Below are 24,462 nucleotides of genomic sequence, written 5' to 3'. Positions count from 1 at the left end.
AAGACCCTATGTATCAATCCGCCCGCCAAGAACTGCTGACCCTGCGCGACCTCATCCGTTATGGGGTGTCGCGCCTGAACGGCGCCCAGGTGGCGCTGGGACACGGCAGCGACAATGCCTGGGACGAGGCGGTCTATCTGACGCTGCATGCCCTGCACCTGCCGCTGGACACGCTGGAACCGTTCCTGGATGCCCGCGTGGTGCGCGAAGAGCGCGACCGCGTGCTGGACTTGCTGGAACGGCGCGTGACCGAGCGCGTGCCCGCCGCCTATCTCACCAACGAAGCCTGGCTGCGTGGCCATCGCTTCTACGTGGACAAGCGCGTCATCGTGCCGCGCTCGCCCATCGCTGAATTGCTGGATCAGGGGCTGTCGCCGTGGGTGCAGGATGTCCTGGCCGTGGAAAACGTGCTGGACATGTGCACGGGTTCGGGCTGCCTGGCCATCCTGTCCGCCATGGCCTTCCCCTACGCCCATGTAGACGCGGTGGATGTGTCGCCCGATGCGCTGGAAGTCGCCCGCCGCAATGTGGATGACTACGGTCTGGCTGACCGCCTGGACCTGCATGAGAGCAATCTGTTTGATGCGCTGCCCGCGCGTCAGTACGACGTGATCATCTGCAATCCGCCCTATGTGAACAGCGGTTCCATGAATGTGCTGCCGCAGGAATACCGCCACGAACCGCAACTGGCCCTGGCCGGCGGCGAGGACGGCATGGACCTGGTGCGCCGCATTCTGGCAGCCGCGCCGCAATACCTGACGCAAGACGGCGTGATCGTTCTGGAAATCGGCCATGAGCGCGATTTCTTTGAAGCCGCCTTCCCGCAGCTGTCGCCCGTCTGGCTGGACACGGAAGAGGCATCGGACCAGCTTCTGCTGCTTACCCGAGAGCAACTTACCCTGTGATACGCGCTACTGGATTGACCCTGCGCCGCGGTACGAAAGTACTGCTGGACGGCGCTGAATTCGTCGTGCATCCGGGCGAGCGCGTGGGCATCGTGGGCAAGAACGGCGCGGGCAAGTCCTCGCTGTTCGCGCTGTTGACCGGCGCCCTGGACCTGGACGCCGGTACGGTGAACCTGCCTGTCGGCTGGCGCATTGCCAGCGTCAAGCAGGAACTGGATGCCGACGACCGCCCTGCCCGCGAATTCGTCATCGACGGTGATACGCATCTGCGTGAATTGCAGGCCCGTCGCGCCACGCTGACGGACGAGCAAGGCACGCAGATCGCGGAAGTGGAGGCAGCGCTGGTGGAAGCCGGCGCCTGGAGCGCTGCGTCACGCGCGGAACAGCTGCTGGCCGGCCTGGGCTTCAAGCCCAACGAATGGATGATGCCGGTCGAGAGCTTTTCGGGGGGCTGGCGCATGCGCCTGGCCTTGGCAAGCGCGCTGATGGCGCCGTCCGAACTGCTGCTGCTTGACGAGCCCACCAACCACCTGGATCTGGACGCGATGCTGTGGCTGGAGAAATGGCTGGGCGCCTATCCGGGCACCGTCATGCTGATCTCGCACGACACCGAATTCCTGGATGCGGTGGCCAAGTCCATCCTGCACTTCGACCATGCCAAGCTGGTGCGCTACCGCGGCGGCTATGGCGACTTCCTGACGCAACGCGCCGAGCGCCTGCGCCAGACCAATATCGCCTACGAACGCCAGACGCGCGAATCGGCCCGGCTGCAAGGCTTCATCGACCGCTTCAAGGCCAAGGCCTCCAAGGCCAAGCAGGCGCAAAGCCGCGTCAAGGCGCTGGCTCGCATGCAGGTGCTGGCGCCTTTGCACGCCGAAGCCGGCATCGACATCCGGATCCCATCGCCGGACCAGGTGCCCGACCCGTTGCTGACGTTGGAGCATTTATCCGCCGGCTACACGGATGCCGAGGGCAATGCCGTCCCCATCCTGCGCGATGTGACCTTGATGGTGCGCGCAGGCAGCCGCGTTGGCGTCCTGGGCGCCAATGGCGCGGGCAAGAGCACGCTGATCAAGACCCTGGCGGAAGAGATTCCCGTCCAGGCAGGCGAACGCCGCGCCTCGCGCGGGCTGGCGATTGGCTACTTCCACCAGCACCAGTTGGACATGCTGGACGTGGATAGCACCCCGATCGCGCATCTGGCGCGGCTGGCGCCCGAGACCCGCGAGCAGGAGTTGCGCAACTACCTGGGCGGTTTCGGTTTTTCGGGCGATACCGTGACCAGCAAGGTGGGCCCCATGTCCGGGGGTGAAAAAGCGCGTCTGGCGCTGTCCTTGATCGTCTGGCAAAAGCCCAACCTGCTGCTGCTGGATGAACCCAGCAACCACTTGGACGTCGAAACCCGCGAAGCCCTGGCCACCGCGCTGGCCGACTTCGGGGGCAGCATGCTGCTGGTCTCGCACGACCGCCATCTGCTGCGTACCACCGTGGACAGCTTCTGGATCGTGGCGGACGGCGCGGTGCGCGAGTTCGACGGCGACCTTGAGGACTACCGCGACTGGCTGGCTGCCCGCAATGCCGGGGAACGCGCCGAAGCTGCGCGCGAAAATGCCGAAGGCAGCGAACCGGTCGTGGACCGCAAGGCGCAACGCCGGGCCGAAGCCGAACAGCGCCAGCGCGTGTCTGCCCTGCGCAAACCGCTGGAAGCCAAGCTGGCCAAGGTCGAAACAGAAATGGACAAGCTTCGGACCAAGCTCCACGCCCTGGACTCGGTGATCGCCGATCCTGACCTGTATTCGGACGCCCGCCGCGCGGAGCGCCAGAAAGTCATGGCTGAGCACGGTGAACATGGCAAGCGCATCGACGAACTGGAAGAACAATGGCTTGAGATCCAGGGCTCCCTGGAAGAAATCGACCAAAGCGAAGCCTAGCGCGATGCTTGGGTGGCGGGCTTGCCCCGCCTCCCAAGCGTGCTGCGCCATCTATTAATAATAACCATTATCATTTATACTCCGTCGCGAAATTGACTCCATCTGGCGCCAGGCGCCAGCGACATGTCTACGCTTACGGACGTATTCCTCCGCCACTACCGCGAACTGCTTGGCTTTCTCTCGATGCGCACGGGCTCGCGCGACGTGGCCCAGGATTGCGCGCAGGACACGTGGATCAAGCTGGCGGAATTCAATGACCGCACCCGCCCCGACAATGACAGGGCATATGTGTTCCGGGTGGCGGCAAACATCGCAACCGATTGGCACCGCCGCCGCACGCGCGAACTGTCGGCCACCGCCGACTACGCCGCCGCGCAACCCGTTGCCCATGCCGCCGACACCTTCGACGTGGCCGCCGCGCACCAAACGCTGCGCCGCCTGGAATCCGCCCTGCTTGCCCAACCGCGTCGCAGCCTGGATGTTTTCGTGTTGCATCGTCACGAAGGCCTGACCTACCGCGACATTGCCGCGCGCTTCGCGATATCGGTCAGCGCGGTCGAAAAGCACATGATGCGCATCCTGCTGGCCTGCGACCTGGCACTGACAGACTGATGGCCACGCGCGCACGCCCCGCTGACCCCGTGGAAGAAGCCTCGCGCTGGGTGATCCGGCAAAGCGGCCAACGCCTGGATGCCAAGGCACACGCCGCATTTGAAGCGTGGTACCGGGCTGATGTCCGGCACGCGGCGGCTTATGACCGGTTGTCGCGCCTGTGGCGCCGCATGGGTGAGATCGACCGTGGAAAACTTGCCAAGCGCCCCGCCCGCAAGCTTCGGGTCACCGCCATGCTGGTGCTGCTGACGGCTGCGTTCGCCGGTTGGTTCGGATCAACGGACCCCAGGTCTCGGGCGGACTACACCGCGGACGCGAGCGTGCGCCGCATCACCCTGCCTGACGGCTCGATGGTGGTGCTGGATGCCCAAAGCGCCCTGGCGCTGAACTACGCCAATGGCCAGCGCCAGGTGCGCTTGCTGCAAGGTCGCGCCCAGTTTGAACCCGTGCCGCGACAGCCCGGCATGGCGCCGTTCTCCGTGATCACACGGGATGCGTCGGCCACCGCGCTGGGCACGCGCTTCACGGTGGATCTACTGAACGATGGCACCCGGGTCGCGGTTCAGGCACACCAGGTTGCCGTGCGTTGCCTGCCCTGCGCCGATGACCAAGGCTTGACCTTGTCCGCTGGCGAAGCCGTTGAGGTCTCTGCCGCTGGCGTCAAGCGCGACGCCGTGGCCGACACGACGCCGCCCGGCTGGACCCGGGGCCTGCTCAGCTTCGACGACGTGCCGCTGCAAGTCGCGGCGGACACATTGGCGCGCTACACCGGCAAACACATCCTGGTGATGGGCGAGGCGGCCAAGGCGCAACACGTGTCGGGCACGGCCAACGTCGCCAATCCGTTGCGGGCGCTGGAACTGCTGCTGGCGCAGACACCCGTGCGCGTGACGGAACTGCCCGGATTGCTGATCCTGCGTTGAGGCAATTCGCCGCACCCAATCTGTAAATGAGAATCGATATAAATTATTCATCACGATTTTGATGAGGGGTTTGCGCAGTGCCGACGTCCTACGGCTGACATTGCTGCTTAGGACTTACGCATGGCTTCCCGCGCTTTCACCGGCCGCCTTCCTACCCGCCGCCTCCCCGCCGTAGCGCTTGCCTTGAGCGCCGCACTGGCGCTGTGCAGCCCGGCGCCCTCATGGGCCCAGACCCACGCCAAGCCGGCAGACTTCGACATTCCCGCCCAGGCGCTCGGCCCCGCCCTGCTTGCCCTGGGTCAGCAGGCCAACATCGAAATCTCTTTCGTGCCCGCCGTGGTCGCCGGAAGAACCGCGCCCGCATTGCGCGGCACCTTGTCACCGCTGGACGCGCTGGATCAGCTACTGCGCGGGTCGGGCCTGACCCTGCGCGCGGACGGCCCCGGCCGCTACATCATCTATGTGGACAAGGCGAACCCGTTTTCCGCAACCCGGCTCGATGCGGTGAAGGTGTATGGCGGACAGATCGGCGAACGGGTCTACACCCAGGAAGACATTACGAACACACCGAGTTCCAACCGGGATCTGAGCACCTTGGTCGCGACCCACCCGGCCGTGCGCACCAATCCCGGCGCGAACAGTTCGCAGAACCGCGGATCGCTCAACGTCGAGGACATTTCATTTCACGGGTCCAGCCCGTATCAGAACCTGTTCCAGATCGACGGCATGGACGCGACCAATCGCGTGGACCCCGCCAGCAAGAACCTGAATTTGCAGGTTGGCAATATTCCCAGCAATCCGCAGTCGTACTTCGTGGACACGAGCCTGCTTGACGAGGTGCGCGTGCACGACAGTTTCGTACCGGTGGAGTATGGCCGCTTCACAGGGGGCGTCGTCGATGCCCGGTTGCGGCGGTTTTCCGGAGAAAACCACCTGAACCTGGACTATCGCTGGAACACCTCAAAAATGACCCAGCAACAAGTCAGCGAAGGCGACGAGAACAGCTGGGCGCAGGGCAAGCCGGGCTATTCACCTGAATGGAAGAAGCGCTTCTATTCCGCAGTCGGCGATATCGCCTTCAATGAAAAATCCGGCGCCGTGCTGGCCATGTCGCGTCGGGAATCGAACATCACGCGCTGGAACATGGGCGTGGACGACAAGGGACAACCGTCCCCGGGCCAGGACACCTATAACGACAGGATTGACAATTTCCTGGGCAAGTTCAGTGTGCGCGCCAGCGCCGACACCATCGCCGACCTGACGCTCAAATACAGCGACCGCAGCGAGACCCTGGCCAGCGATCTGTTTCGACACACCCGCTGGGATAACAACCACGCCGCGCGCGGCGTCAGCGGCAATGTTGACCATCTCTTCCAAGGCGGGCGATTTTCGGTGCAAGCAGGCTGGGACCGCTCGCTGAGCAACCGCGAATCGGTCGGTGACGAGCTGGTGACTTACCAGCCCTACCGGCTGCCGCTGTATACGGCGGGCGGCTTTGGCAAGGAACAAAAGCGGCAAGATACCTGGACCCTGAAAGGCCGGATCGATCTGGACCCCATCCGCACGGGGGTCTTCACGCACAGCCCATATGCGGGCGCCGAGGTCTCCCGCGTGCAGGCCAATTTCGAGCGTTTCCAGGAGAGCCATTCATACCGACGCGCATATAGCCCGGATGGCAGCTACAAGGACTTCAGCAAGGTCCGGTACCTGCCCGGCACCGTAGACGTGAACTACAACATGGCTAGCCTGTATCTGTCCGACCGCATCGAATGGGAACGGCTGGCCCTGGACGCGGGCCTGCGTTATGACCGGGAGACCTTCCTGGGCAACAACAATGTCTCGCCACGCACCCGGCTGGACTGGGACATGTTCGGTTCGGGCGACACGCTGCTTAGCGCGGGCTGGTCGCGCTACTACGGCTCGCAAGTGCTGGAGACCGCACTGAGAGAGGAAATGAGCCGCTTGCGCCGGCAGGTGCTGGACAGCAAAGGCAACCCCGTTGCAAACGGCAGCAAGGAGTATTTCGTCGAATACCAGGGGCTGCGCATGCCTTATGACGACGAATGGGCCGTCTCGCTGCGCCAGCGCATGGCAGGCGTGGAAGGCGTGCTGAGCTACGTGCGGCGCAACGGCCGAGATCAGTGGACTCAGACCGGCAACGAAACGGAGGGGTACCGCTACACCAACGAGGGCCTGTCCACCACCGACGGCGTAAGCCTGTCGCTGCGCACCCTGGAACCCTGGCGGCTAGGTGAAACGCGCTGGAACATGCAGGCGTCCTGGAGCTGGCAAAAGCGCAAGACCAACGTGGATCTGGTCGACGGCTACAGCGGCGACGCGCGGGCGCCAGACGAGTATGTGTTCTACAACGGATCGCGGACGCGCGCCATCGACCTGCCGCCCAGCACCTTCTACCAGCCGCAGACCGCCTCGCTCGGCCTGATCGGCGCATGGCCACGCACCGGGCTGACCTGGAGCAACATGCTGAACTGGCGCAGCAAGCGCGACGCGACCATCTACGTGGGCCTGGGTCCCAGGCCCGACTATCTGGAACGCTTCGAGTCCGGCGAGATTCCGTCCTACTGGACCTGGGACACCAAACTGACCTGGCAGCCTACCTTTGCGCGCAGCCTGGAGTTCACCGTCGAGGTCCTGAACGTGCTGAACCGCATGCCAGCGGTGACGGCCAGCAACCCGAACCTGAAAACCAATCGCAGCACCTACCAATCGGGACGCGAGCTATGGCTGCAAGTCGGTTACCGCTTCTGATCCTGGGCGCGGTGCTGGCGATGGCGATGGCGGGCGCGGCCAGCGCGCAAGCCCCGGCCAGCCCAGCCGCCACGCGATCCCCGTCCGAGGCGCGCGCTTGCCACGGCCCGGCGGGCTGGGATGCCGCCTGCCTGCGCCGGCTGTACAGCGGCACCAGCCCGACGTGGCCTGCTCCCACGCTGGATCCCGGGGTCAGCTGGACAGAGTGGACGGCAGTGCCGCCCGCGTCCAGTCCCCCACTGAGCTGGCTGGCTGCCAACGCGGGACGCCCGCAACTGGCGGCCGATGCCGCACGCCCCGAGATCGTGACGCTGGGACAGATGCTGTTCTTCGATAGCCGCGTATCGCGCAAGGGCCAGGTGTCTTGCGCGTCCTGTCATCTGCCCCAGCGGGCATTCACGGATGGCCGTGCCTTGGCCGTGGGGGAAGATCAATTGATGGGCAGGCGGCGTTCAACGCCGCTGTATGCGGCGCCGTTTGCGCCCGTCCTGTTCTGGGATGGCCGGGCCGCCACCCTGAAAGAACAGGTACTGGGCCCCATCCATGATCCTCGCGAAATGAACCACGATGCGGCTGGCGTCGTCGCGCGGCTGCGGGAGACGAACCCCTACCCCACCGAATTCCTGCGCGCATTCGGCGCACCTGCCCCGGTGCAGCCCTCCGCGGTGGATGCTGACCGGGTGGCGCGCGCGCTGGCCACCTACGTGGCCACGCTACGCCCCGAACCCACGCGCTTCGATGCGTTTCTTGACGGCAGCAAAACGGCTTTGGACGACACCGAGCTTCTGGGGATGCACCTTTTCCGCACGCAAGCGCGTTGCATGAACTGCCACAGTGGAGCGCTGCTGACAGACAACCAGTTCCACAATATCGGACTGTCCTTCTATGGCCGTCGCAATCAGGATCTGGGCCGTTTCGAGGTCACGCGCGACTTGGCCGATTTGGGTAAATTCCGCACGCCCAGCCTGCGCAACGTGTCGCTGGCCGGACCATGGATGCACAACGGATTGTTCCCGGACTTGAAGGGCCTGCTGCGGATGTACAACGCCGGCATGGGCCGGGATGCGGCCCCGGCGAACCCACCCGATCCCTATGCGCCGCGCAAGTCCGAACACATCCGATCGCTGGATCTCAGCGCGGACGAGATCGACGCCTTGTTGGCGTTCATGAAGGTCTTGTAGGGAAAGGGGAAGGCGGCGCCAGGTGGCTTTGCTGATGCAAGCTGCCGGGCACCGCCAGCCTGGCATTACGAGTACGGGCGCTCGCGCAGGCGGGTGTGGTGGTCAACCACGGTATCGATCACTTCGCGCAGGATGGTTTCAGCCAGCGCGGGCGGAACGCCCGCTTCTTCGGCCAATCGGCGGATGCGTTCGACCTGCTGGGATTCCCGCTGAGGGTCCACCAGATCCATGCCGTGGTTGGTCTTGAGCTCACCGATCATGTCCGTGCAACGGAACCGCACACCCAGCAGCAACATGATCTGCTGATCGATTTCATCGACTTCGGCGCGCAGCGACGCCAACTCGGCTTTCGGAGAATCGTTGTTGGCCATGTCTTCAACCCTGAACAATGTCAAGTTTGGCGATGCCCAGCGCCAAGGTCTTGGCGCCGACGTCGCGGAACTGGATTTCTGCCTGGGCGTCCTGTCCCGCACCGCTCAAGCCAATGATCGTGCCATCGCCAAACCGCGCGTGATGCACGCCCTGACCCACACGATACTGCTTGTCTCCCACCGTGACACCGCTGGCGATGCCGCGCGGTTGACGCGGCGCAATGGTATTGGTGGGCTTGCGTCCGAATGCATCGCCGCGATTGCCCCCGCCCCAGCCAGCACCGGTACTGCTGACCGGTGCCAGGCCAGCTTTGGGTGACAGCCACTTCAGGTGCTCTTCCGGAATCTCGTCCAGGAACCGCGACCGCATGGCGTAGCGGGTCTGGCCATGCAGCATCCGGCTTTGGGCCAGGCTGATGTACAGACGTTGCCGCGCGCGGGTGATCGCGACATACATCAGGCGGCGCTCTTCTTCCAGCCCGGATTGCTCCAGGATGCTGTTCTCATGCGGGAACAGCCCTTCTTCCAGGCCAGTAATGAAGACGGCGTCGAACTCCAAGCCTTTGGCGGCGTGCACCGTCATCAGTTGCACGGCATCCTGGCCTTGCTGGGCCTGGTTGTCGCCGGCTTCCAGCGCCGCGTGCGACAAGAACCCCGCAAGCGGCGTCAGGCCGTCGGACGCCACGATGGGCGCGTCGACCACGCCCGGCATCAACGTCGATGAGGACGCCTGTTCAGGCACCACGCCGGCAGGCATGCCGTCGTAGTTCTCTTCGGAAGCGAACACGGCCGCAGCCGTGATCAGTTCGTTCAAGTTTTCCAGACGCTCGGCGCCTTCGCGCTCGGCCTTGTAGTGGGCATTCAGGCCGCTGGCCTCAAGCATGTGCTCGACCATTTCCGGCAACGGCAGGCCGCGCGTTTCTTCGATCAGGCGGTGGATCAATTGCGCGAACTGGGCCAGATTGGACCCGCCCTTGCCACCCACCAACGCCACCGCCGCATACAGGCTGGTGTCATGCGCGCGGGCCGCGTCGGCCAGTTGTTCCAGCGTGCGCGCGCCAATGCCGCGCGTCGGGAAGTTGACGACCCGCATCCACGACGTGTCGTCGTTGGGGTTGGCCATCAGCCGCAAATACGCCAGCGCGTGCTTGATTTCCTGGCGCTCGAAAAAGCGCAGGCCGCCATAGACCTTGTACGGAATGCCGGCCGAGAAGATGGCATGTTCCAGCACGCGCGATTGCGCGTTGCTGCGATACAGGACGGCAATCTCGCGGCGCAGGCTGCCGTCATGGATCAACGAACGGATTTCGTCCACGATCCACTGGGCTTCCATGCCGTCGGAAGGCTGTTCGATGACACGCACCGGTTCGCCTTCGCCTTGATCGGTCCATAGATTCTTGCCCAAGCGGCCACTGTTGTGACCGATCAGCGCGTTGGCGGAATCCAGGATGTGGCCGAACGAGCGGTAGTTCTGTTCCAGCCGGATCACCGTGCCGTGCGCGTAATCGCGCTCGAAGTCGGACATGTTGCCGACATTCGCGCCGCGGAAGGCATAGATGGACTGGTCATCGTCGCCCACGGCGAAGATGGCCGCGCCGCCGCCGCCCAACAAACGCAGCCACTTGTACTGCAAGGTGTTGGTGTCCTGGAACTCGTCGACCAGGATGTGGCGGAAACGGCGTTGATAGTGTTCACGCACCGGTGCGTTGCGCGACAGCAATTCGTAGGCGCGCAGCAGCAGCTCGGCGAAGTCGACCACGCCTTCGCGCTGGCACTGGGCTTCGTACAGCTGATAGATCTCGATCAGGCGGCGGCGATGGGCGTCGTAGGCCTCGACGTCTTGCGGACGCAGGCCCTCTTCCTTGGCGCCATTGATGAAGCGTTGCACATCGCGCGGCGGGTACTTTTCGTCGTCGACGCCGTTGGCCTTCATCAAGCGCTTGATGGCCGCAAGCTGGTCGGTGACGTCCAGGATCTGGAAGCTCTGCGGCAAGCCGGCGTCGCGGTGGTGCGCGCGCAGCATGCGATTGCACAGGCCGTGGAAGGTGCCGATCCAAAGGCCGCGCGTATCGATCGGCAGGATCGCCGACATACGCGCCAGCATTTCGCGGGCAGCCTTATTGGTGAACGTGACCGCCAGAAGCCCAAAAGGCGAAGCCTGGCCGGTTTGAATCAGCCAGGCCATGCGGGTAGTGAGTACCCGGGTCTTCCCGCTGCCCGCCCCGGCCAAGACCAGGGCGTGCTGCGGTTCTAACGTTACTGCGGCGCGTTGTTCAGGGTTGAGCTTCTCTAGCATCATGCCGCGTAGCGGCGCAGATGTTGAGCAAATTGCTCGAGCCCGGCGATGCCGCTTTGCTGGGCGCGCTGGCACCAGGCCTGCAAGTCATGAAGGAGCTGTTCGCTGCTGGCGCTGGAGCTTTCCCAGATGCGGCCGAGTTCGCGGCGCATCTGCACCAGGGTCGACAGCGACTTGTTCTGGGCGATTGCCTTGTCCACGGCGGCAAGCTGTTCAGGCTGGAGGATGTCCTCGTTGCGGTGGATGGCGCGGCGCACTTGATGCAGCTTGGTGTAGCCGCACTCAGCGTTGCCTTCCTGGCGCGAGGCCTTCAGCTTGCTTAGCTCTTCGCGAGCGGCGCTCTTGATCACGTCCGCATAGCGGGCCATGACTTCGTAGCGGTGCGTGATCACGCCTTGCAGCGTGCGCAGGTCGATACCGGTGCGGGTGTCGTCCAGCTTCAGCTTGGGCGCAACCTTCTTGATCTTGGCCAGGCCAAGGAACTTCAAGATGTTGATGTAGCACCAGCCGATGTCGAATTCGTACCACTTGGCCGAGAACTTGGCCGACGTGCCGTGGGCGTGGTGGTTGTTGTGCAGCTCTTCGCCGCCAATCACGATGCCCCAGGGGAACACGTTGGTGCTGGTGTCCGGGCTGTTGTAGTTGCGGTAGCCCCAGTAGTGGCCGATACCGTTGACAACGCCGGCCGCCCAGAAGGGAATCCAAGCCATCTGCACCGCCCAGACCGTCACGCCGACGGCGCCGAACAGGGCAACGTCGATAGCCAGCATGGACAGCACGCCCCACAAGCTGTGCTTGCTGTAGACGTTGCGTTCAAGCCAGTCGTCCGGGGTGCCGTGGCCGAACTTGGCCATGGTTTCGGTGTTGTTCGATTCTTCGCGATACAGTTCCGCGCCGCGGAACAGCACCTTCCAGATGCCGAACAGCATGGGCGAGTGAGGATCGCCTTCCTTTTCGCACTTGGCGTGATGCTTGCGGTGAATGGCAACCCATTCTTTGGTGACCATGCCGGTCGTCATCCAGAGCCAGAAGCGGAAGAAGTGCATGACAGCCGGATGCAAATCCAGACCGCGGTGCGCTTGGCTGCGATGGAGAAAAACCGTGACCGCAACAATCGTGATGTGCGTCACGACAAGGGTGAATACGACAACCTGCCACCAAGAGGCTTGGGTCAGACCGCCGGCAATGAAGGAGAGGATGTAATCCATAAAGCTGTTATGAGCCTCGCTTGAGAAGTGCCTGAAGTTTAGCTTACCTTTGTCGTCTTATGACAAGGGAGTTTCAAAATAGTTTTTGAGCGAAATCAAGGACTAAGCCCCAGTTTTAGCGCACAAAAACCCTCTCTCGCGGCCGCTTGGGCTGATCGCGAGGCCGAGCCTTGCGGACATCCGGCGCCTGGGCCGGCTACCCCATGAAGGTGGGGGGTATTCGCAATGGCACTAGGTTTTGGCTACATTTCGCTACTAAAGTTCCTGTCAGCAAGGGAATTGGGTCTTGAGAACGCCATTTTCCCGGCGCAAACTTTCCGCCCTTCCCTGTGACCAAACTGTCTCTTTTGCCCAACTGATGTTGCCGAAAAAAATCCGTCCCTATTTGTTTTCAACCCTGGCGTCGCTGGGAATGGCGCTGTCCGTGCCCGCCGCGGCGCAGACGATGAAGTCGGGCGACGTCGTCGTGCTGGCCTCTTATTACGAGATTCGCGGGTCGGATTGCTTGGCGCTGAGGGCTCCGCGCGTACAGATCACGCAGAACCCCACGCTGGGCAAGGCCAGCATCATGCAGACACGCGGCCAGTCCAGTGATTCCGGCCGTTGCGCCTATCGGCCAGTGGCCGTGTCGCAGGTGATCTACCAAGCGGACAAGCCGGGTTCCGACACCTTGGCCTGGGAAGTGAAATACCAGAACAAGACGCTGGGCACCCGTCGCTTCAGCGCAACGGTCGGCGTCACGCCGGCTCCCTGAGCCGGCGTGATCCGGGCGGGGCTCAGGCCGGCTTGTCTTCCTTGGCCGGTTCGGCCTTGGGAGCCGATTCAGCCACGGGGTCGGCCAGGGGCTTCACCTCGGCCTCATCATCGGCAGGCGCCTCGGCGTCGGCCGCGATGTCGGCAGTGATATCGGCTGAGCTATCGGCCGATGCATCAGCATCCAGATCCAGGTTGGTATCCGTCATGTCGGCGGTGTCACCCGTATCAGCGGCAGCCTCTGTCGCGCCCTTCTTTTTGCGTTCAAACACTGCGGCAAAGAACCCGTCCGTGCCGTGCACGTCGGGGCGCAGTTGCACGTAGGGGCCTTCCAGCTTCAGGGTTTCACAACGCGCGGCCAGAATCTCAGCCGCGTCCACCCGTTCAAAATCGGGGTGGCTGGCCAGGAAACGCTCGGCCTGCACCTCGTTTTCCTCGGCCAGCAGGCTGCACGTGGCATACACCAGGCGGCCACCGGGTGCCACGCAACGCGCGGCGCTGTTCAGGATGCGTTCCTGTAGTTGGCCGAGTTCGGCCAGCGCCTCAGGGTGCTGACGCCACTTCAGGTCGGGGTTGCGGCGCAGAGTACCGATGCCGCTGCAAGGCGCATCGACCAGCACGCGCTGCGCCTTGCCAGCCAAGCGTTTCACGCGGGTATCGTTCTCGCTGTCGATCACGACAGGCACAACGTTCGACAGGCCGCTGCGCGCAAAGCGGGGCTTGGCGCGGGCCAGGCGGGCGGCCGACACGTCAAATGCGTACAGGCGGCCGGTGGAGCGCATCAAGGCGCCCAGCAACAGGGTCTTGCCACCCGCGCCAGCGCAGAAATCGATGACCATTTCGCCACGGCGCGGTGCCACGAGCAAGGCCAGCAACTGGCTGCCTTCGTCCTGCACTTCGATACTGCCGTTTTCAAACTGCGGCCAACGGTTGATGGCCGGGCGGCCTTCCATGCGGATGCCCCAAGGCGAGAACGGCATTGCCACGGGTTCGTAGCGGCCCGCGCTTTGTTGCAATTCGGTCAGCATGGCGTCGCGCTCGGCCTTCAGCGGATTGACGCGCAAATCCAGGCTGGCCTGGCGGTTCAGCGCTTCGACCAGGGTTTCCGGGCTGTCCATCTGGCTGAGGCGTTCGTCCAGCCAGTCAGGGATGCTGCCGCGCACCGCGCGGGGCAAGGTGGCCAGATCGATCTGCGACACGCGCTTGAGCCATTCCGCTTCAGCGGCGTCCAGCCCTTCTTCCAGCGCCTCGGCGCCCAGCGTCGCGTTCAGACCCAGGATGGCCAGTCGGCGCGACGCGGGACCCACGCCGCTTTCGCCAAACTGGCGGTAGCGGCGCAGATGGCGCAGCACGTCATAGACGGCTTCGGCAACTTCGGAGCGATCGCGCGCACCCAGGTTCGGGTGATGGCGCAGCCAGTGCGACAGCGCGGAGTCGGCCGGATAGGTCCATTGCAGGATTTCGCCCAGGACACGCTGCACCTGATCGATGCGGATGGCCGCATAGGATTGGCGCGGACGGTTGAATTGGGGCTTTTGCGGCGCTTGCTCGCGATTGCCGCGGTCTTCGCCACGCGGGCCGTCATAGGACGGGCGCGAATCCGGACGGCCTTGGCCTTCTTGACGTTCCGAGCCGTAGGACGGACGATCGCCGCCACGGCTGTCACCGCGCGGGCCGTTGCCGTAGGACGGACGCGAATCCGGGCGGCCTTGGCCCTCACGGCGTTCCGAACCATAGGAAGGACGGTCGCCGCCACGGCTGTCACCGCGCGGGCCGTTGCCGTAGGACGGACGTGAGTCCGGGCGGCCTTGGCCCTCACGGCGTTCCGAGCCGTAGGAAGGACGGTCACCGCCACGGCTGTCGCCACGCGGGCCATTGCCGTAGGACGGACGCGAATCCGGACGGCCTTGGCCCTCACGACGTTCCGAACCATAGGAAGGACGGTCACCGCCACGGCTGTCGCCACGCGGGCCATTGCCGTAGGACGGACGCGAGTCCGGACGGCCTTGGCCTTCACGGCGTTCCGAACCGTAGGAAGCGCGCTCACCGCCACGGCTGTCGCCACGCGGGCCATTGCCGTAGGACGGACGCGAATCCGGACGGCCTTGGCCTTCACGGCGTTCCGAACCATAGGAAGGACGGTCACCGCCACGGCTGTCGCCACGTTGGCCGCCACCACGATTCTCGCCACGCGGCGCGTCAAAGGACGGGCGCGGACCCGGGCGGCCTTGGCCTTCGCGGCGATCGCCGCCGAAGGAGCCACGCTCGCGGTTGTCGCCACGCGGGGCGTCGAACGACGGACGCGGGGCCGGACGGGCGCCATCGCGGCTGGGGCGTTCGTCGCGTACGCGCTCGCCGCGCTCACGCTGCGGGGTTTCGCGGGCGTCGCCCTTGGGACGCGAGAAAAAGGACCGACCGTCGCGCCCTTCGGAGGCTGCCCTCGGGGTGCCTGCCGGACGAGAACGCGGAGATTGGGGTTTAGTCATGGTGTGTTCCAGTGGGGCGGAGGAGTTCCGCCCGGTAAAAGCGATTCAGTGCAATTCGGGGCCGCTCAGGCGGCCGGCGACCAGGTGAACAAGCGCGCGGGGTCACCCTGCACGTCCACCCGGTGGTCATTTGTCAGCGTAACCCGGCCTTCAGCCAGCCAGCGCACCGCGGCCGGAAAAGCCTGATGTTCCACTGCCAGCACGCGATTAGCCAGCAGTTCCGGCGTATCGCCGGCCAGGACCGGGACACAGCCCTGGGCGATGATGGGGCCATGGTCCAGCACCGGCGTCACGAAATGCACCGTGCAACCGTGGACCCGCACGCCAGTCGCCAGCGCCTGGGCATGCGTGTGCAGCCCGGGAAACGCCGGCAGCAGCGACGGATGGATATTGACCAGGCGGCCGGCATAGTGATTGACGAAGCCGGGAGTCAGGACGCGCATGAAGCCGGCAAGAATGACGTAATCAGGCGCGTAACGGTCGATTTCCGCAGCCAGGGCGGCGTCGAAGGCGTCACGGCTGGCGTAGTCCTTATGGTACAGCGCGGCCGTGGGGATGCCTTGGGCGGCGGCCCATTCCAAGCCGCCGGCATCCGGCCGGCTGGCGATGACGGCCGCAATGTCGGCCGGCCAGGCCTCATTGCGGCAGGCTTCTGCCAATGCCTGCATGTTGCTGCCCCGACCAGAGATCAGGATGACGAGGCGGCGTTTGAATAGTTGTGTTTCCGGCAAGATAGAAGAATCCAAAGATTTAGCCCCCCGCGCGCCTGGCACGGGCGCGTGTTGCTTGGCGCAAAGGGCTTGTCCGCCACCATGGTTTGCCCCGGAATGACCGCTGGCAAACGAATGATTGGGGGGATTAGAACAAACCCGGAATCCAAAATTGTAAACTCTCGCTCGTGAAACCATCGCTGCGTATCTACCGATCCCTGCCTCCGCCCGACCGGCGCGCTCCTTGCGCGCTGACGATCGGCAATTTTGACGGCGTCCATCGCGGACACCAGGCCATGCTGGCGCGCGTCTGCCAAGTCGCCCGTGAGCGCGGCTTGGAGCCCGCCGTCATGACCTTCGAGCCACATCCGCGAGAGTATTTCGCCACCTCGAACCAGCGCCCGGAATTGGCACCCACCCGGATTTCCGGGCTGCGCGACAAACTGGCGGCGCTGGCGCGCTACGGCGTGTCCCAGGTCGTGGTGGAACGCTTCAATGCCCGGCTGGCGGAAATGTCGGCCAACGCCTTCATCGAAAACCTGCTGGTGCAGGGGCTGCGGACCAAATGGCTGCTGGTGGGCGAGGACTTCCGTTTTGGCCACAAGCGCAGTGGCGACATCGACCTGCTGCGCGAAGCCGGCATGCGCCATGGCTTCGAGGTGCAGACGCTGGCGGACGTGACCGATCAGCAAGGCCACCGGATTTCCAGTTCCGAGGTTCGCACGGCGTTGGCCGTGGGTGACCTGGAGCGCGCCCGTCACTTGCTGGGTCATCCGTACCACATCAGCGGCCACGTGATCCACGGCCAGAAGCTGGGCCGCACCCTGGGTTTCCCGACGATGAACCTGCGCGTGGCCGAGCGTTGTGCCGCCCGTTCGGGCATTTACGTCGTCCAGGTCTACGGCCTGGCCGACCGCCCCCTGCCCGCCGTGGCCAGCCTGGGCGTGCGCCCGACGGTCGAAGACCGTGGCCGCGTGCTGCTTGAGTCACACCTGCTGGACGATACCGTCGACGCTTACGGTAAACTCGTACGAGTCGAATTCCTGCACAAGCTGCGGGACGAAGAAAAATTTCCTGACCTCCCTTCCCTGACTGCCGCCATCGCCGAAGACGCGCGAAACGCGCGCGCCTATTTTGCCGTTCATGGACTATAAAAAGACCCTCAACCTGCCCGATACCCCCTTCCCCATGCGGGGCGACCTTGCCAAGCGCGAGCCCGCCTGGATTTCGCAATGGGAGGAAAACCACGTCTACCAGGCGATCCGTGCAGCCAGCCGCGGCCGGCCGCGTTTCGTGCTGCACGACGGCCCGCCTTACGCGAACGGCGACATTCACATCGGCCACGCGGTCAACAAGATCCTGAAGGACATCATCGTCAAGAGCCGCAACATGGCCGGCTATGACGCGCATTACGTGCCGGGCTGGGACTGTCACGGCATGCCGATCGAGATTCAGATCGAAAAGAAGTACGGCAAGCACCTGCCCGTGGCGGAAGTGCAATCGAAGGCTCGCGCCTACGCGCTGGAGCAGATCGACCGCCAGCGCAAGGACTTCAAGCGCCTGGGCGTGTTGGGCGGCTGGGATCGTCCGTACATGACGATGAACTTCAGCAATGAAGCCGACGAAATTCGCGCGCTGGGCCGCATCCTGGACAAGGGTTATGTATTCCGCGGCCTGAAGCCCGTGAACTGGTGTTTTGACTGTGGTTCGGCCCTGGCCGAAGCCGAAGTCGAGTACGCCGACCGCGTGGATCCGGCCGTGGACGTGGCCTTCCCGTTTGCCGAACACGCGAAGCTGGCACGCGCCTTTGGCCTGGATTCGGTGGACGACGGCGCCATCGTCATCTGGACGACCACGCCCTGGACCATCCCGTCCAACCAGGCGCTGAACCTGCATCCGGAAATCGAATACGCGCTGGTGCGCGTGTCGCCGGCGCCCAAGTTCGGCCCGCTGCTGCTGATCGCCAAGGACCGCGTTGAAGACTGCCTGAAGGCCTGGCACCTGGAAGGCGACATCATCGCCACCGCTCCCGGTGAAGCCCTGTCCGGCATTGAATTCCGCCATCCGCTGGCCCAATTCAACGCCGCCTACGACCGCCGCGCCCCGGTGTACCTGGGCGACTATGTCACGGCCGATTCCGGCACGGGCGTGGTGCACTCGGCCCCCGCCTATGGCATCGAAGACTTCGTGTCGTGCAAAGAGCACGGCATGAAAGACACCGATTTCATCAGCCCGGTCATGGGCGACGGCAAGTACGTGGACAGCCTGGCGCTGTTTGGCGGCCTGTCCATCTGGGACGCCAACCCCAAGATCGTCGAGGCGCTGACGGAAGCCGGCGCGCTGATGCACGTCGAAAAGCACAAGCACAGCTACATGCATTGCTGGCGCCACAAGACGCCGATCATCTACCGCGCCACCAGCCAATGGTTCGCCGGCATGGACGTGGCCCCGAAGGACGGCGGCCCGACCCTGCGCGAATCGGCCTTGGCCGGCATCGATGCCACGGCCTTCTACCCGGCCTGGGGCCGCGCCCGCCTGCACGCCATGATCGCCAACCGTCCGGACTGGACGTTGTCGCGCCAGCGCCAATGGGGCGTGCCGATGGCCTTCTTCATCCACAAGGAAACGGGCGAGCTGCATCCGCGCACGTCCGAATTGCTGGAGCAAGTGGCGCTGCGCGTCGAGCAAGGCGGCATCGAAGCCTGGCAGGCGATTGAACCCCGCGATCTGCTGGGTGATGAGGCCGACCAATACGAAAAGAACCGCGACACGCTGGACGTGTGGTTCGATTCGGGCAGCACGCACGCCACGGTGCTGGGCGGCAAGGACGGCGAATTCGCCGGCTCGCACGGCGCCGAGCTCGCCTGGCCCGCCGACCTGTACCTGGAAGGCTCGGACCAGCATCGCGGCTGGTTCCACTCTTCGCTGCTGACCGGTTGCATGCTGTATGGCCAGCCGCCCTACAAGGCATTGCTGACGCACGGCTTCGTGGTGGACGGCCAGGGCCGCAAGATGAGCAAGTCCGTGGGCAACGTGATTGCCCCGCAAAAGGTGTCGGACTCCCTGGGCGCGGAAATCCTGCGCTTGTGGGTGGCTTCCACCGATTACTCGGGCGAACTGTCCATTTCGGACGAGATCCTGAAGCGCGTCGTGGAAGGCTATCGCCGCATCCGCAATACGCTGCGCTTCCTGCTGGCCAATGTGGCGGACTTCGACGCGGTGTCGCAATCGGTGCCTTACGGCGAACTCTTCGAGATCGACCGCTACGCGCTGGCCATGACGGCGCAGATGCAGTCCGAGGTGCAGGCCAACTACGAACGCTACGACTTCCACCCGGCTGTCTCGCGCTTGCAGACGTTCTGCTCGGAAGACCTGGGCGCGTTCTACCTGGACATCCTGAAAGACCGCCTGTACACGTCGGCTCCTGGCAGCGTGGCACGCCGCTCGGCGCAGACGGCGCTGCTGGACATCACGCAGACGCTGCTGAAGTTGATGGCGCCGATCCTGTCGTTCACGGCCGAAGAAGCGTGGAAGGAACTGGTGGGCTCTGCCCTGAAGCATCAGGCCGACGCCGCCCGCACGACGATCTTCACCGAGGTCTACCACGCGCTGCCGCCGTTTGCCGACGCCGATGCGCTGTCGGCCAAGTGGACGCGCCTGCGCGCCATCCGGGCTGAAGTCCAGCGCAAGCTGGAGGAAGTTCGCACGGCAGGCGCCATCGGTTCGTCGCTGCAAGCCGAAGTCGATCTGTACGCCAATGGCGCAGACCAGCAACTGCTGGCCAGCCTGGGCGACGATCTGCGCTTTGTGCTGATCGTGTCGCGTGCCACCGTGCATGCGGGCGAAGGCGAGACCCGCATTGAAGTCACGCCGTCGACGCACAAGAAGTGCGAACGCTGCTGGCACTGGCGCCTGGACGTGGGCCAGGACGCGGATCACCCCGAGATCTGCGGCCGTTGCGTGTCCAACCTGTTCGGCTCGGGCGAAGCCCGCGACAAGGCTTGAACATGGCCCGCCCCTCCGATACGGGAGTGACGGGCGCTGCCCCCACCCGCGCCGCACCGGCGCGCGTGGGCGGCTGGCTGGCCTTGGCGTTGTTGATCATCGTGCTGGACCAACTGACCAAGGTGTACTTCAACACCTCGTTCCAGTATGGCGAACGGGTCAACGTGTTGCCGGTGTTCGATTTCACGCTGATGTACAACCGCGGAGCCGCGTTCAGCTTCCTGGCGTCCGAGGAAGGCTGGCAACGCTGGCTGTTCACCGGACTGGGCATCGTGGCGGCGGTGGTCATCACGATCATCCTTCGCCGCACGCATGGACAGCCGCGCTTCTGCCTGGCGCTGACGCTGATCCTGGGCGGCGCCATCGGCAACGTCATTGACCGTGTGGTGTATGGCCACGTGGTGGACTTTCTGTTGTTCTACTGGAACAACTCGTACTTCCCCGCCTTCAACCTGGCGGATGTGGGCATCAGCTGCGGAGCCGTGCTGCTGGTGCTGGACGAGCTTCTGCGTGCCCGCAAAAAGCCGCAAGCCTGACGGCCGCCGCCGGGGCATCACGCCCCGGCGCCCACCTTGCCCCCCAAGGCTTTTGCCTCATTTGATCCCCCCTGAATGCATCGCGAACGGCGCAATGCCGCAATGCGGAATAAAATCATTCTCCATTCCTCGTTTACACGGCGCTGAACCCGCCGCCCAGCCCTCATGCTCGATCTCGCCCGCAAACGCATCGTCCTCGGTCTGACCGGGGGCATCGCCTGCTACAAAATCGCCGAGCTGGTACGGCGCATGACCGAACAAGGCGCCACCGTTGACGTGGTGATGACCGAAGCGGCCACGCACTTCATCACCCCCGTGACCATGCAGGCCCTGTCGGGCCGGCCGGTATTCGTGGATGCCTGGGATGCCCGTGTGCCCAACAACATGGCGCACATCGACCTGACGCGCGGCGCGGATGCCGTGCTGATCGCCCCGGCCAGTGCCGACTTCATGGCGAAGCTGGCGCACGGCATGGCCGACGACCTGCTGTCGACGCTGTGCCTGGCGCGCGCCTGTCCGCTTCTGGTGGCGCCCGCCATGAACCGCGAGATGTGGGCCAACCCGGCCACGCAACGCAATGTGGAAACCTTGCGCGCTGACGGCATCAGCGTGCTGGGTCCGTCTGCCGGCGAACAGGCGTGCGGTGAGACCGGTGACGGCCGCATGCTGGAATCGCATGAACTGCTGACCGACCTGATCGCCTTCTTCCAACCCAAGCTGCTGGCCGGCCGCCACGTGTTGTTGACCGCGGGCCCTACGTCCGAGCCGGTGGACCCCGTGCGCGTGCTGAGCAACCGGTCGTCGGGCAAGACCGGCTACGCGCTGGCGCGCGCCGCCCGCGAAGCCGGCGCCCGTGTCACGCTGATTACCGGCGCCACTTTCCTGCCGATTCCGCGCGGCGTCACCGCGCTGTCGGTCACCACCGCGCGCCAGATGCACGATGCCGTGATGGCCAGCGCCGCCGATGCGGACATTTTCATCGCGGTCGCTGCCGTGGCAGATTGGCGCGTGAAGAACGTCAGCGCTCAAAAACTGAAGAAAACCAGTGAAGGCGGCGGAGCGCCGTTGATGGAGTTCGAGCCGAATCCGGACATCCTGGCTGAAGTGGCCAAGCTGGAAAACGGCCCATGGTGTGTGGGCTTTGCGGCCGAAACCGAAAAACTTGCCGAACATGCTGAAGCCAAGCGCGCGCGCAAGGGCATTCCGCTATTGGTGGGCAACCTGGCGCACAAGGTCATGGACGCGGACACCACTGAACTGGTGCTGTTCGATGAGCAAGGCGCCCATCCCCTGCCCGCTGCCGACAAGCTGGATGCGGCACGGCGCCTGATCGCGGAGATCGCGGCAAGGGTGCCCGGCCTCTGAAGCCAGGCCTCGCGGTGTAACTTGACCGTGGATGAACCCCTGTTTCCGGACAGGGGTTTTTCTTTGCTCGGGAGCTCGCCAAGCCCCCCCGCCCCGCTCAATGTATGTGTTCCTTTTCAGAGCGGTCATCGCGCTCCATCTGTAGGGTCGTGTGGTGCAGGTCGAAATCCGCCTGCAACCGGGTTTCGATGGCGCGACGCACCTGTTCGGCGTCCGACCCGGCCGCCAACACCACGTGGCCTGTCAGCATCGGGTTGCTCTGCGTCACCGCCCACAGGTGTAGGTCGTGGATGGAGGCCACGCCGGCCGTGCCGGCGATGGCGTCGCGCACGGCCTGCAAGCTCATGCCTGGCGGCACGCCTTCGAGCAGGATGTTCACGCATTCGCGCAGCAGCGTCCAGGTGCGCGGGAACACCATGAAACCGATGCCCACCGCTAGCGCCGAATCCACCCAGCGCCAGCCTGTGAACCAGATGAGCACGGCGCCGACGATCACCCCGATCGACCCCAGCATGTCGGCCCATACCTCCAGGTAGGCGCCCTTCACGTTCAGGCTCTCGTCCTTGGCGCTTGCCAGCATGCGCATCGAAATCAGATTGACGACCAACCCGACCACGGCGACGGCCAGCATCCCCAGCGACTGGATATCCTGCGGCGCCGACAAGCGCTGGTAGGCCTCGTACAGAATGTAGAACGCGACGCCCAGCAGCACCAGCGCGTTGACCGCCGCCGCCAGAATCTCGAAGCGGGCGTATCCGTAGGTGCGCATCAGGTCCGCCGCCTTGCGGCCCGCACGTATCGCCACCAGCGCCAGCAGCAGCGCCATGGCGTCGGTCAGCATGTGCATGGCATCTGAAATCAATGCCAGGCTGCCTGTGATCATTCCGCCGGCGATCTCCACCAGCATGAAGGTGCCGGTCAGGGCAAAGGCGATCCAGAGACGGGATTCGGGCAAGACGCGCACGTCACCGTGCTGATGGCTGTCGCTCATGGCTGAACCGCACGCGCGACAGCCGCGCCGCACTGTGCGCAAAAGCTCGTTCCCGCAACGATGGGGGCTCGGCACTGAGGACATGCGGCCGCCGCAAGCGAGGCGCCGCATTGCGAACAATATCGACCGCCCGCCGCCTGCGCTGCGCCGCAACGGTTGCAGGCAACGCCTGTGGCCTGCAAGGGCGCGCCTTGCTGCGGATTCCCGTAAGTGCCGCCTCGATGCCCATCATGGCCATGCCCGCCCCCATGGCGGCTGGCCTGTCCACCCAGCAGATGCTTCAATATGCCCATTCCAGACTCCGAATCGCCGTTCCGGCGTATTGCCAGGCCTCATGAAAAAGCCTGAAGTAGCTTCAGAGTCAAGCGCGGTATCTTGCGGCATGAAAAAACCCTCCGTTTTACGGGAGGGCTTGTCGGCAACCTGTCTTACTGCTCCAGGCTGATATTCGCGGCCTTCACGATATCGGCCCATTGCTTGCGGTCATTTTCCAGGAACTGGTTGGTCTTTTCCGGCGTCATGCCAGTGACCGGTTCAGACCCCAGGCCTGCCATCTTTTCAATGACGGACGGCTGCTTGAGCACGTCTTGCAGCGCGGCGTAATAGGCCGCCAGCACGTCGGCCGGCAACCCTGCGGGCGCGAACACGCCCTGCCACGTTGGCATGTCAAAGCCCTTCAAGCCCTGTTCGTCCAGCGTCGGCACGTTGGGCAATTGCGGCGAACGCTTGATTGATGCCACGGCAATGGCTTTGACCTTGCCTTGGGAGGCCAACGGCGCCGCCGTCGAGATGTTGTCCATCGTCATCGCGATGTGGCCGCCCAACAGGTCGGTGATGACCGGCGCCGCGCCACGGTAGGCGGCATGCGGCACCTTCACGCCCATCTTGTACAGCATCGTCTCGGCGATCAGGTGGTTGGAAATGCCCACGCCAGCGGTGCCATAGGTAGCCGTCGGCGTCTTCTGGAAGTATTCCTTGAGCTCGGCCAGGTTATTGGCCGGTACGTCCTTGTTCACGATGACGACGTTGGGCTGCACGGCAGCCAGCGTGATGGGCGTGAAGTCCGAGGGCTTGTAGTTCGTGCCCTTGGGATTCAGAACATGGGTGATGGCCATGGAGCCGGCCGCGGCGATGCCGATGGTGTAGCCGTCGGCCGGTGACTGCGACAGGCGGTACGCCATGATGTTGCCACCCGCGCCTGCCAGGTTTTCAACGACGACGGTCTGGCCCAGCCGCTGGGACAGCGGTTCGGCCAGCAAACGAGCCAGCGTATCGGCCGAGCCGCCGGGCGCGAAGCCCACCAGCAGCCGCACGGGCTTGGTGGGTTTCCACGCATCGGCGGCGAGCGCGGGCGTGGCCGTCAGGGCGGTGACGGTGAACAGAGCGCCTGCGGCGCGATGCAAAGTACGGCTGAACATGA

General features: G+C 64.5%; 19 protein-coding genes. 11 read left to right on the top strand and 8 right to left on the bottom strand.

Going from position 1 to position 24,462, the window contains the following annotated elements; genetic code table 11:
• Nucleotides 1-8: 8 nt before the first annotated feature.
• The 6 genes from prmB to HV753_RS10585 all read left to right on the top strand — a co-directional run bounded on the left by prmB (nucleotide 9) and on the right by HV753_RS10585 (nucleotide 8,321).
• Nucleotides 9-905 carry a 50S ribosomal protein L3 N(5)-glutamine methyltransferase gene (prmB, locus tag HV753_RS10610; protein WP_175174402.1) on the top strand — a complete coding sequence of 299 codons (897 nt, stop codon included), beginning with the start codon at nucleotides 9-11 and terminating at the stop codon, nucleotides 903-905.
• The gene (locus tag HV753_RS10605) at nucleotides 902-2,836 is read left to right on the top strand and encodes an ABC-F family ATP-binding cassette domain-containing protein (RefSeq protein WP_175174401.1); all 1,935 of its coding nucleotides are present in this window, start codon (nucleotides 902-904) and stop codon (nucleotides 2,834-2,836) included. Before prmB ends, HV753_RS10605 begins: the two co-directional genes overlap by 4 nt.
• Before the next feature lie 123 nt (nucleotides 2,837-2,959).
• Entirely contained in the window at nucleotides 2,960-3,448 is a 489-nt protein-coding gene (locus HV753_RS10600) for an RNA polymerase sigma factor (RefSeq protein ID WP_175174400.1), read from the top strand.
• Nucleotides 3,448-4,371 (top strand): FecR family protein, encoded by a 924-nt coding sequence (locus HV753_RS10595; RefSeq protein ID WP_175174399.1) that lies wholly within the window; start codon nucleotides 3,448-3,450, stop codon nucleotides 4,369-4,371. Before HV753_RS10600 ends, HV753_RS10595 begins: the two co-directional genes overlap by 1 nt.
• 120 nt (nucleotides 4,372-4,491) lie before the next feature.
• Nucleotides 4,492-7,140, top strand: coding sequence for a TonB-dependent receptor (locus HV753_RS10590; protein WP_175174398.1), 2,649 nt, complete (start codon nucleotides 4,492-4,494; stop codon nucleotides 7,138-7,140).
• The gene (locus HV753_RS10585) at nucleotides 7,113-8,321 is read left to right on the top strand and encodes a cytochrome-c peroxidase (protein WP_175174397.1); all 1,209 of its coding nucleotides are present in this window, start codon (nucleotides 7,113-7,115) and stop codon (nucleotides 8,319-8,321) included. The genes HV753_RS10590 and HV753_RS10585 overlap by 28 nt, the downstream gene beginning before the upstream one ends.
• Nucleotides 8,322-8,386: 65 nt before the next feature.
• Here HV753_RS10585 and HV753_RS10580 read toward each other — a convergent pair whose 3' ends face one another.
• The 3 genes from HV753_RS10580 to HV753_RS10570 are packed head-to-tail and all read right to left on the bottom strand — an operon-like array spanning nucleotide 8,387 to nucleotide 12,196.
• Nucleotides 8,387-8,692 (bottom strand): chorismate mutase, encoded by a 306-nt coding sequence (locus HV753_RS10580; protein WP_175174396.1) that lies wholly within the window; start codon nucleotides 8,690-8,692, stop codon nucleotides 8,387-8,389.
• A gap of 4 nt (nucleotides 8,693-8,696) precedes the next feature.
• Nucleotides 8,697-10,991 (bottom strand): UvrD-helicase domain-containing protein, encoded by a 2,295-nt coding sequence (locus HV753_RS10575; protein WP_175174395.1) that lies wholly within the window; start codon nucleotides 10,989-10,991, stop codon nucleotides 8,697-8,699.
• Nucleotides 10,988-12,196, bottom strand: coding sequence for a DesA family fatty acid desaturase (locus HV753_RS10570; RefSeq protein WP_175174394.1), 1,209 nt, complete (start codon nucleotides 12,194-12,196; stop codon nucleotides 10,988-10,990). The genes HV753_RS10575 and HV753_RS10570 overlap by 4 nt, the downstream gene beginning before the upstream one ends.
• Before the next feature lie 358 nt (nucleotides 12,197-12,554).
• Between HV753_RS10570 and HV753_RS10565 the strand changes: the two genes are divergently transcribed.
• Nucleotides 12,555-12,950 (top strand): hypothetical protein, encoded by a 396-nt coding sequence (locus tag HV753_RS10565; protein ID WP_175174393.1) that lies wholly within the window; start codon nucleotides 12,555-12,557, stop codon nucleotides 12,948-12,950.
• Nucleotides 12,951-12,972: 22 nt separating this feature from the next.
• Here HV753_RS10565 and HV753_RS10560 read toward each other — a convergent pair whose 3' ends face one another.
• Together HV753_RS10560 and purN are read right to left on the bottom strand one after the other, a co-directional pair.
• On the bottom strand, nucleotides 12,973-14,430 hold the full coding sequence (locus HV753_RS10560; protein ID WP_175174663.1) for an RsmB/NOP family class I SAM-dependent RNA methyltransferase: 1,458 nt from the start codon (nucleotides 14,428-14,430) through the stop codon (nucleotides 12,973-12,975).
• A gap of 1,070 nt (nucleotides 14,431-15,500) precedes the next feature.
• Nucleotides 15,501-16,166, bottom strand: a complete 666-nt coding sequence (purN, locus tag HV753_RS10555) for a phosphoribosylglycinamide formyltransferase (RefSeq protein ID WP_175174392.1) — start codon at nucleotides 16,164-16,166, stop codon at nucleotides 15,501-15,503.
• 167 nt (nucleotides 16,167-16,333) lie between these two features.
• Here purN and HV753_RS10550 point away from each other — a divergent pair, with 167 nt between their 5' ends.
• The 4 genes from HV753_RS10550 to coaBC all read left to right on the top strand — a co-directional run bounded on the left by HV753_RS10550 (nucleotide 16,334) and on the right by coaBC (nucleotide 22,051).
• Nucleotides 16,334-17,299, top strand: coding sequence for a bifunctional riboflavin kinase/FAD synthetase (locus tag HV753_RS10550; protein ID WP_175174391.1), 966 nt, complete (start codon nucleotides 16,334-16,336; stop codon nucleotides 17,297-17,299).
• Nucleotides 17,289-20,150 carry an isoleucine--tRNA ligase gene (ileS, locus tag HV753_RS10545; RefSeq protein ID WP_175174390.1) on the top strand — a complete coding sequence of 954 codons (2,862 nt, stop codon included), beginning with the start codon at nucleotides 17,289-17,291 and terminating at the stop codon, nucleotides 20,148-20,150. The genes HV753_RS10550 and ileS overlap by 11 nt, the downstream gene beginning before the upstream one ends.
• A 2-nt stretch (nucleotides 20,151-20,152) precedes the next feature.
• Entirely contained in the window at nucleotides 20,153-20,686 is a 534-nt protein-coding gene (gene lspA / locus HV753_RS10540; protein ID WP_175174389.1) for a signal peptidase II, read from the top strand.
• A 165-nt stretch (nucleotides 20,687-20,851) separates the two neighbouring features.
• Entirely contained in the window at nucleotides 20,852-22,051 is a 1,200-nt protein-coding gene (gene coaBC / locus HV753_RS10535) for a bifunctional phosphopantothenoylcysteine decarboxylase/phosphopantothenate--cysteine ligase CoaBC (RefSeq protein WP_175174388.1), read from the top strand.
• Between the two features lie 97 nt (nucleotides 22,052-22,148).
• Here coaBC and HV753_RS10530 read toward each other — a convergent pair whose 3' ends face one another.
• From HV753_RS10530 to HV753_RS10520, 3 genes are all read right to left on the bottom strand, one after another.
• The gene (locus tag HV753_RS10530) at nucleotides 22,149-23,042 is read right to left on the bottom strand and encodes a cation diffusion facilitator family transporter (protein ID WP_175174387.1); all 894 of its coding nucleotides are present in this window, start codon (nucleotides 23,040-23,042) and stop codon (nucleotides 22,149-22,151) included.
• Nucleotides 23,039-23,335, bottom strand: coding sequence for a double zinc ribbon domain-containing protein (locus HV753_RS31385; protein ID WP_175174386.1), 297 nt, complete (start codon nucleotides 23,333-23,335; stop codon nucleotides 23,039-23,041). Before HV753_RS31385 ends, HV753_RS10530 begins: the two co-directional genes overlap by 4 nt.
• Before the next feature lie 135 nt (nucleotides 23,336-23,470).
• Nucleotides 23,471-24,460 (bottom strand): Bug family tripartite tricarboxylate transporter substrate binding protein, encoded by a 990-nt coding sequence (locus tag HV753_RS10520; RefSeq protein ID WP_175174385.1) that lies wholly within the window; start codon nucleotides 24,458-24,460, stop codon nucleotides 23,471-23,473.
• Nucleotides 24,461-24,462 lie beyond the last annotated feature (2 nt).

Origin of the sequence: Achromobacter pestifer (assembly GCF_902859625.1) — a bacterium.
GTDB classification, from domain to species: Bacteria; Pseudomonadota; Gammaproteobacteria; order Burkholderiales; family Burkholderiaceae_B; genus Achromobacter; species Achromobacter pestifer.
The sequence above is the reverse complement of the archived record's forward strand: the minus strand, read 5'-3'. Positions and strand labels throughout refer to the sequence as shown.

What these genes read in the sequence shown, in the direction of transcription:
- prmB (WP_175174402.1), top strand. Translation starts at nt 9, where the DNA reads ATGTATCAATCCGCCCGCCAAGAACTGCTGACCCTGCGCGACCTCATC.
- HV753_RS10600 (WP_175174400.1), top strand. Translation starts at nt 2,960, where the DNA reads ATGTCTACGCTTACGGACGTATTCCTCCGCCACTACCGCGAACTGCTT.
- HV753_RS10595 (WP_175174399.1), top strand. Translation starts at nt 3,448, where the DNA reads ATGGCCACGCGCGCACGCCCCGCTGACCCCGTGGAAGAAGCCTCGCGC.
- HV753_RS10590 (WP_175174398.1), top strand. Translation starts at nt 4,492, where the DNA reads ATGGCTTCCCGCGCTTTCACCGGCCGCCTTCCTACCCGCCGCCTCCCC.
- HV753_RS10585 (WP_175174397.1), top strand. Translation starts at nt 7,113, where the DNA reads ATGGCTGCAAGTCGGTTACCGCTTCTGATCCTGGGCGCGGTGCTGGCG.
- HV753_RS10580 (WP_175174396.1), bottom strand. Translation starts at nt 8,692, where the DNA reads ATGGCCAACAACGATTCTCCGAAAGCCGAGTTGGCGTCGCTGCGCGCC.
- HV753_RS10575 (WP_175174395.1), bottom strand. Translation starts at nt 10,991, where the DNA reads ATGATGCTAGAGAAGCTCAACCCTGAACAACGCGCCGCAGTAACGTTA.
- HV753_RS10570 (WP_175174394.1), bottom strand. Translation starts at nt 12,196, where the DNA reads ATGGATTACATCCTCTCCTTCATTGCCGGCGGTCTGACCCAAGCCTCT.
- HV753_RS10565 (WP_175174393.1), top strand. Translation starts at nt 12,555, where the DNA reads ATGTTGCCGAAAAAAATCCGTCCCTATTTGTTTTCAACCCTGGCGTCG.
- ileS (WP_175174390.1), top strand. Translation starts at nt 17,289, where the DNA reads ATGGACTATAAAAAGACCCTCAACCTGCCCGATACCCCCTTCCCCATG.
- lspA (WP_175174389.1), top strand. Translation starts at nt 20,153, where the DNA reads ATGGCCCGCCCCTCCGATACGGGAGTGACGGGCGCTGCCCCCACCCGC.
- coaBC (WP_175174388.1), top strand. Translation starts at nt 20,852, where the DNA reads ATGCTCGATCTCGCCCGCAAACGCATCGTCCTCGGTCTGACCGGGGGC.
- HV753_RS10530 (WP_175174387.1), bottom strand. Translation starts at nt 23,042, where the DNA reads ATGAGCGACAGCCATCAGCACGGTGACGTGCGCGTCTTGCCCGAATCC.
- HV753_RS31385 (WP_175174386.1), bottom strand. Translation starts at nt 23,335, where the DNA reads ATGGGCATATTGAAGCATCTGCTGGGTGGACAGGCCAGCCGCCATGGG.
- HV753_RS10520 (WP_175174385.1), bottom strand. Translation starts at nt 24,460, where the DNA reads ATGTTCAGCCGTACTTTGCATCGCGCCGCAGGCGCTCTGTTCACCGTC.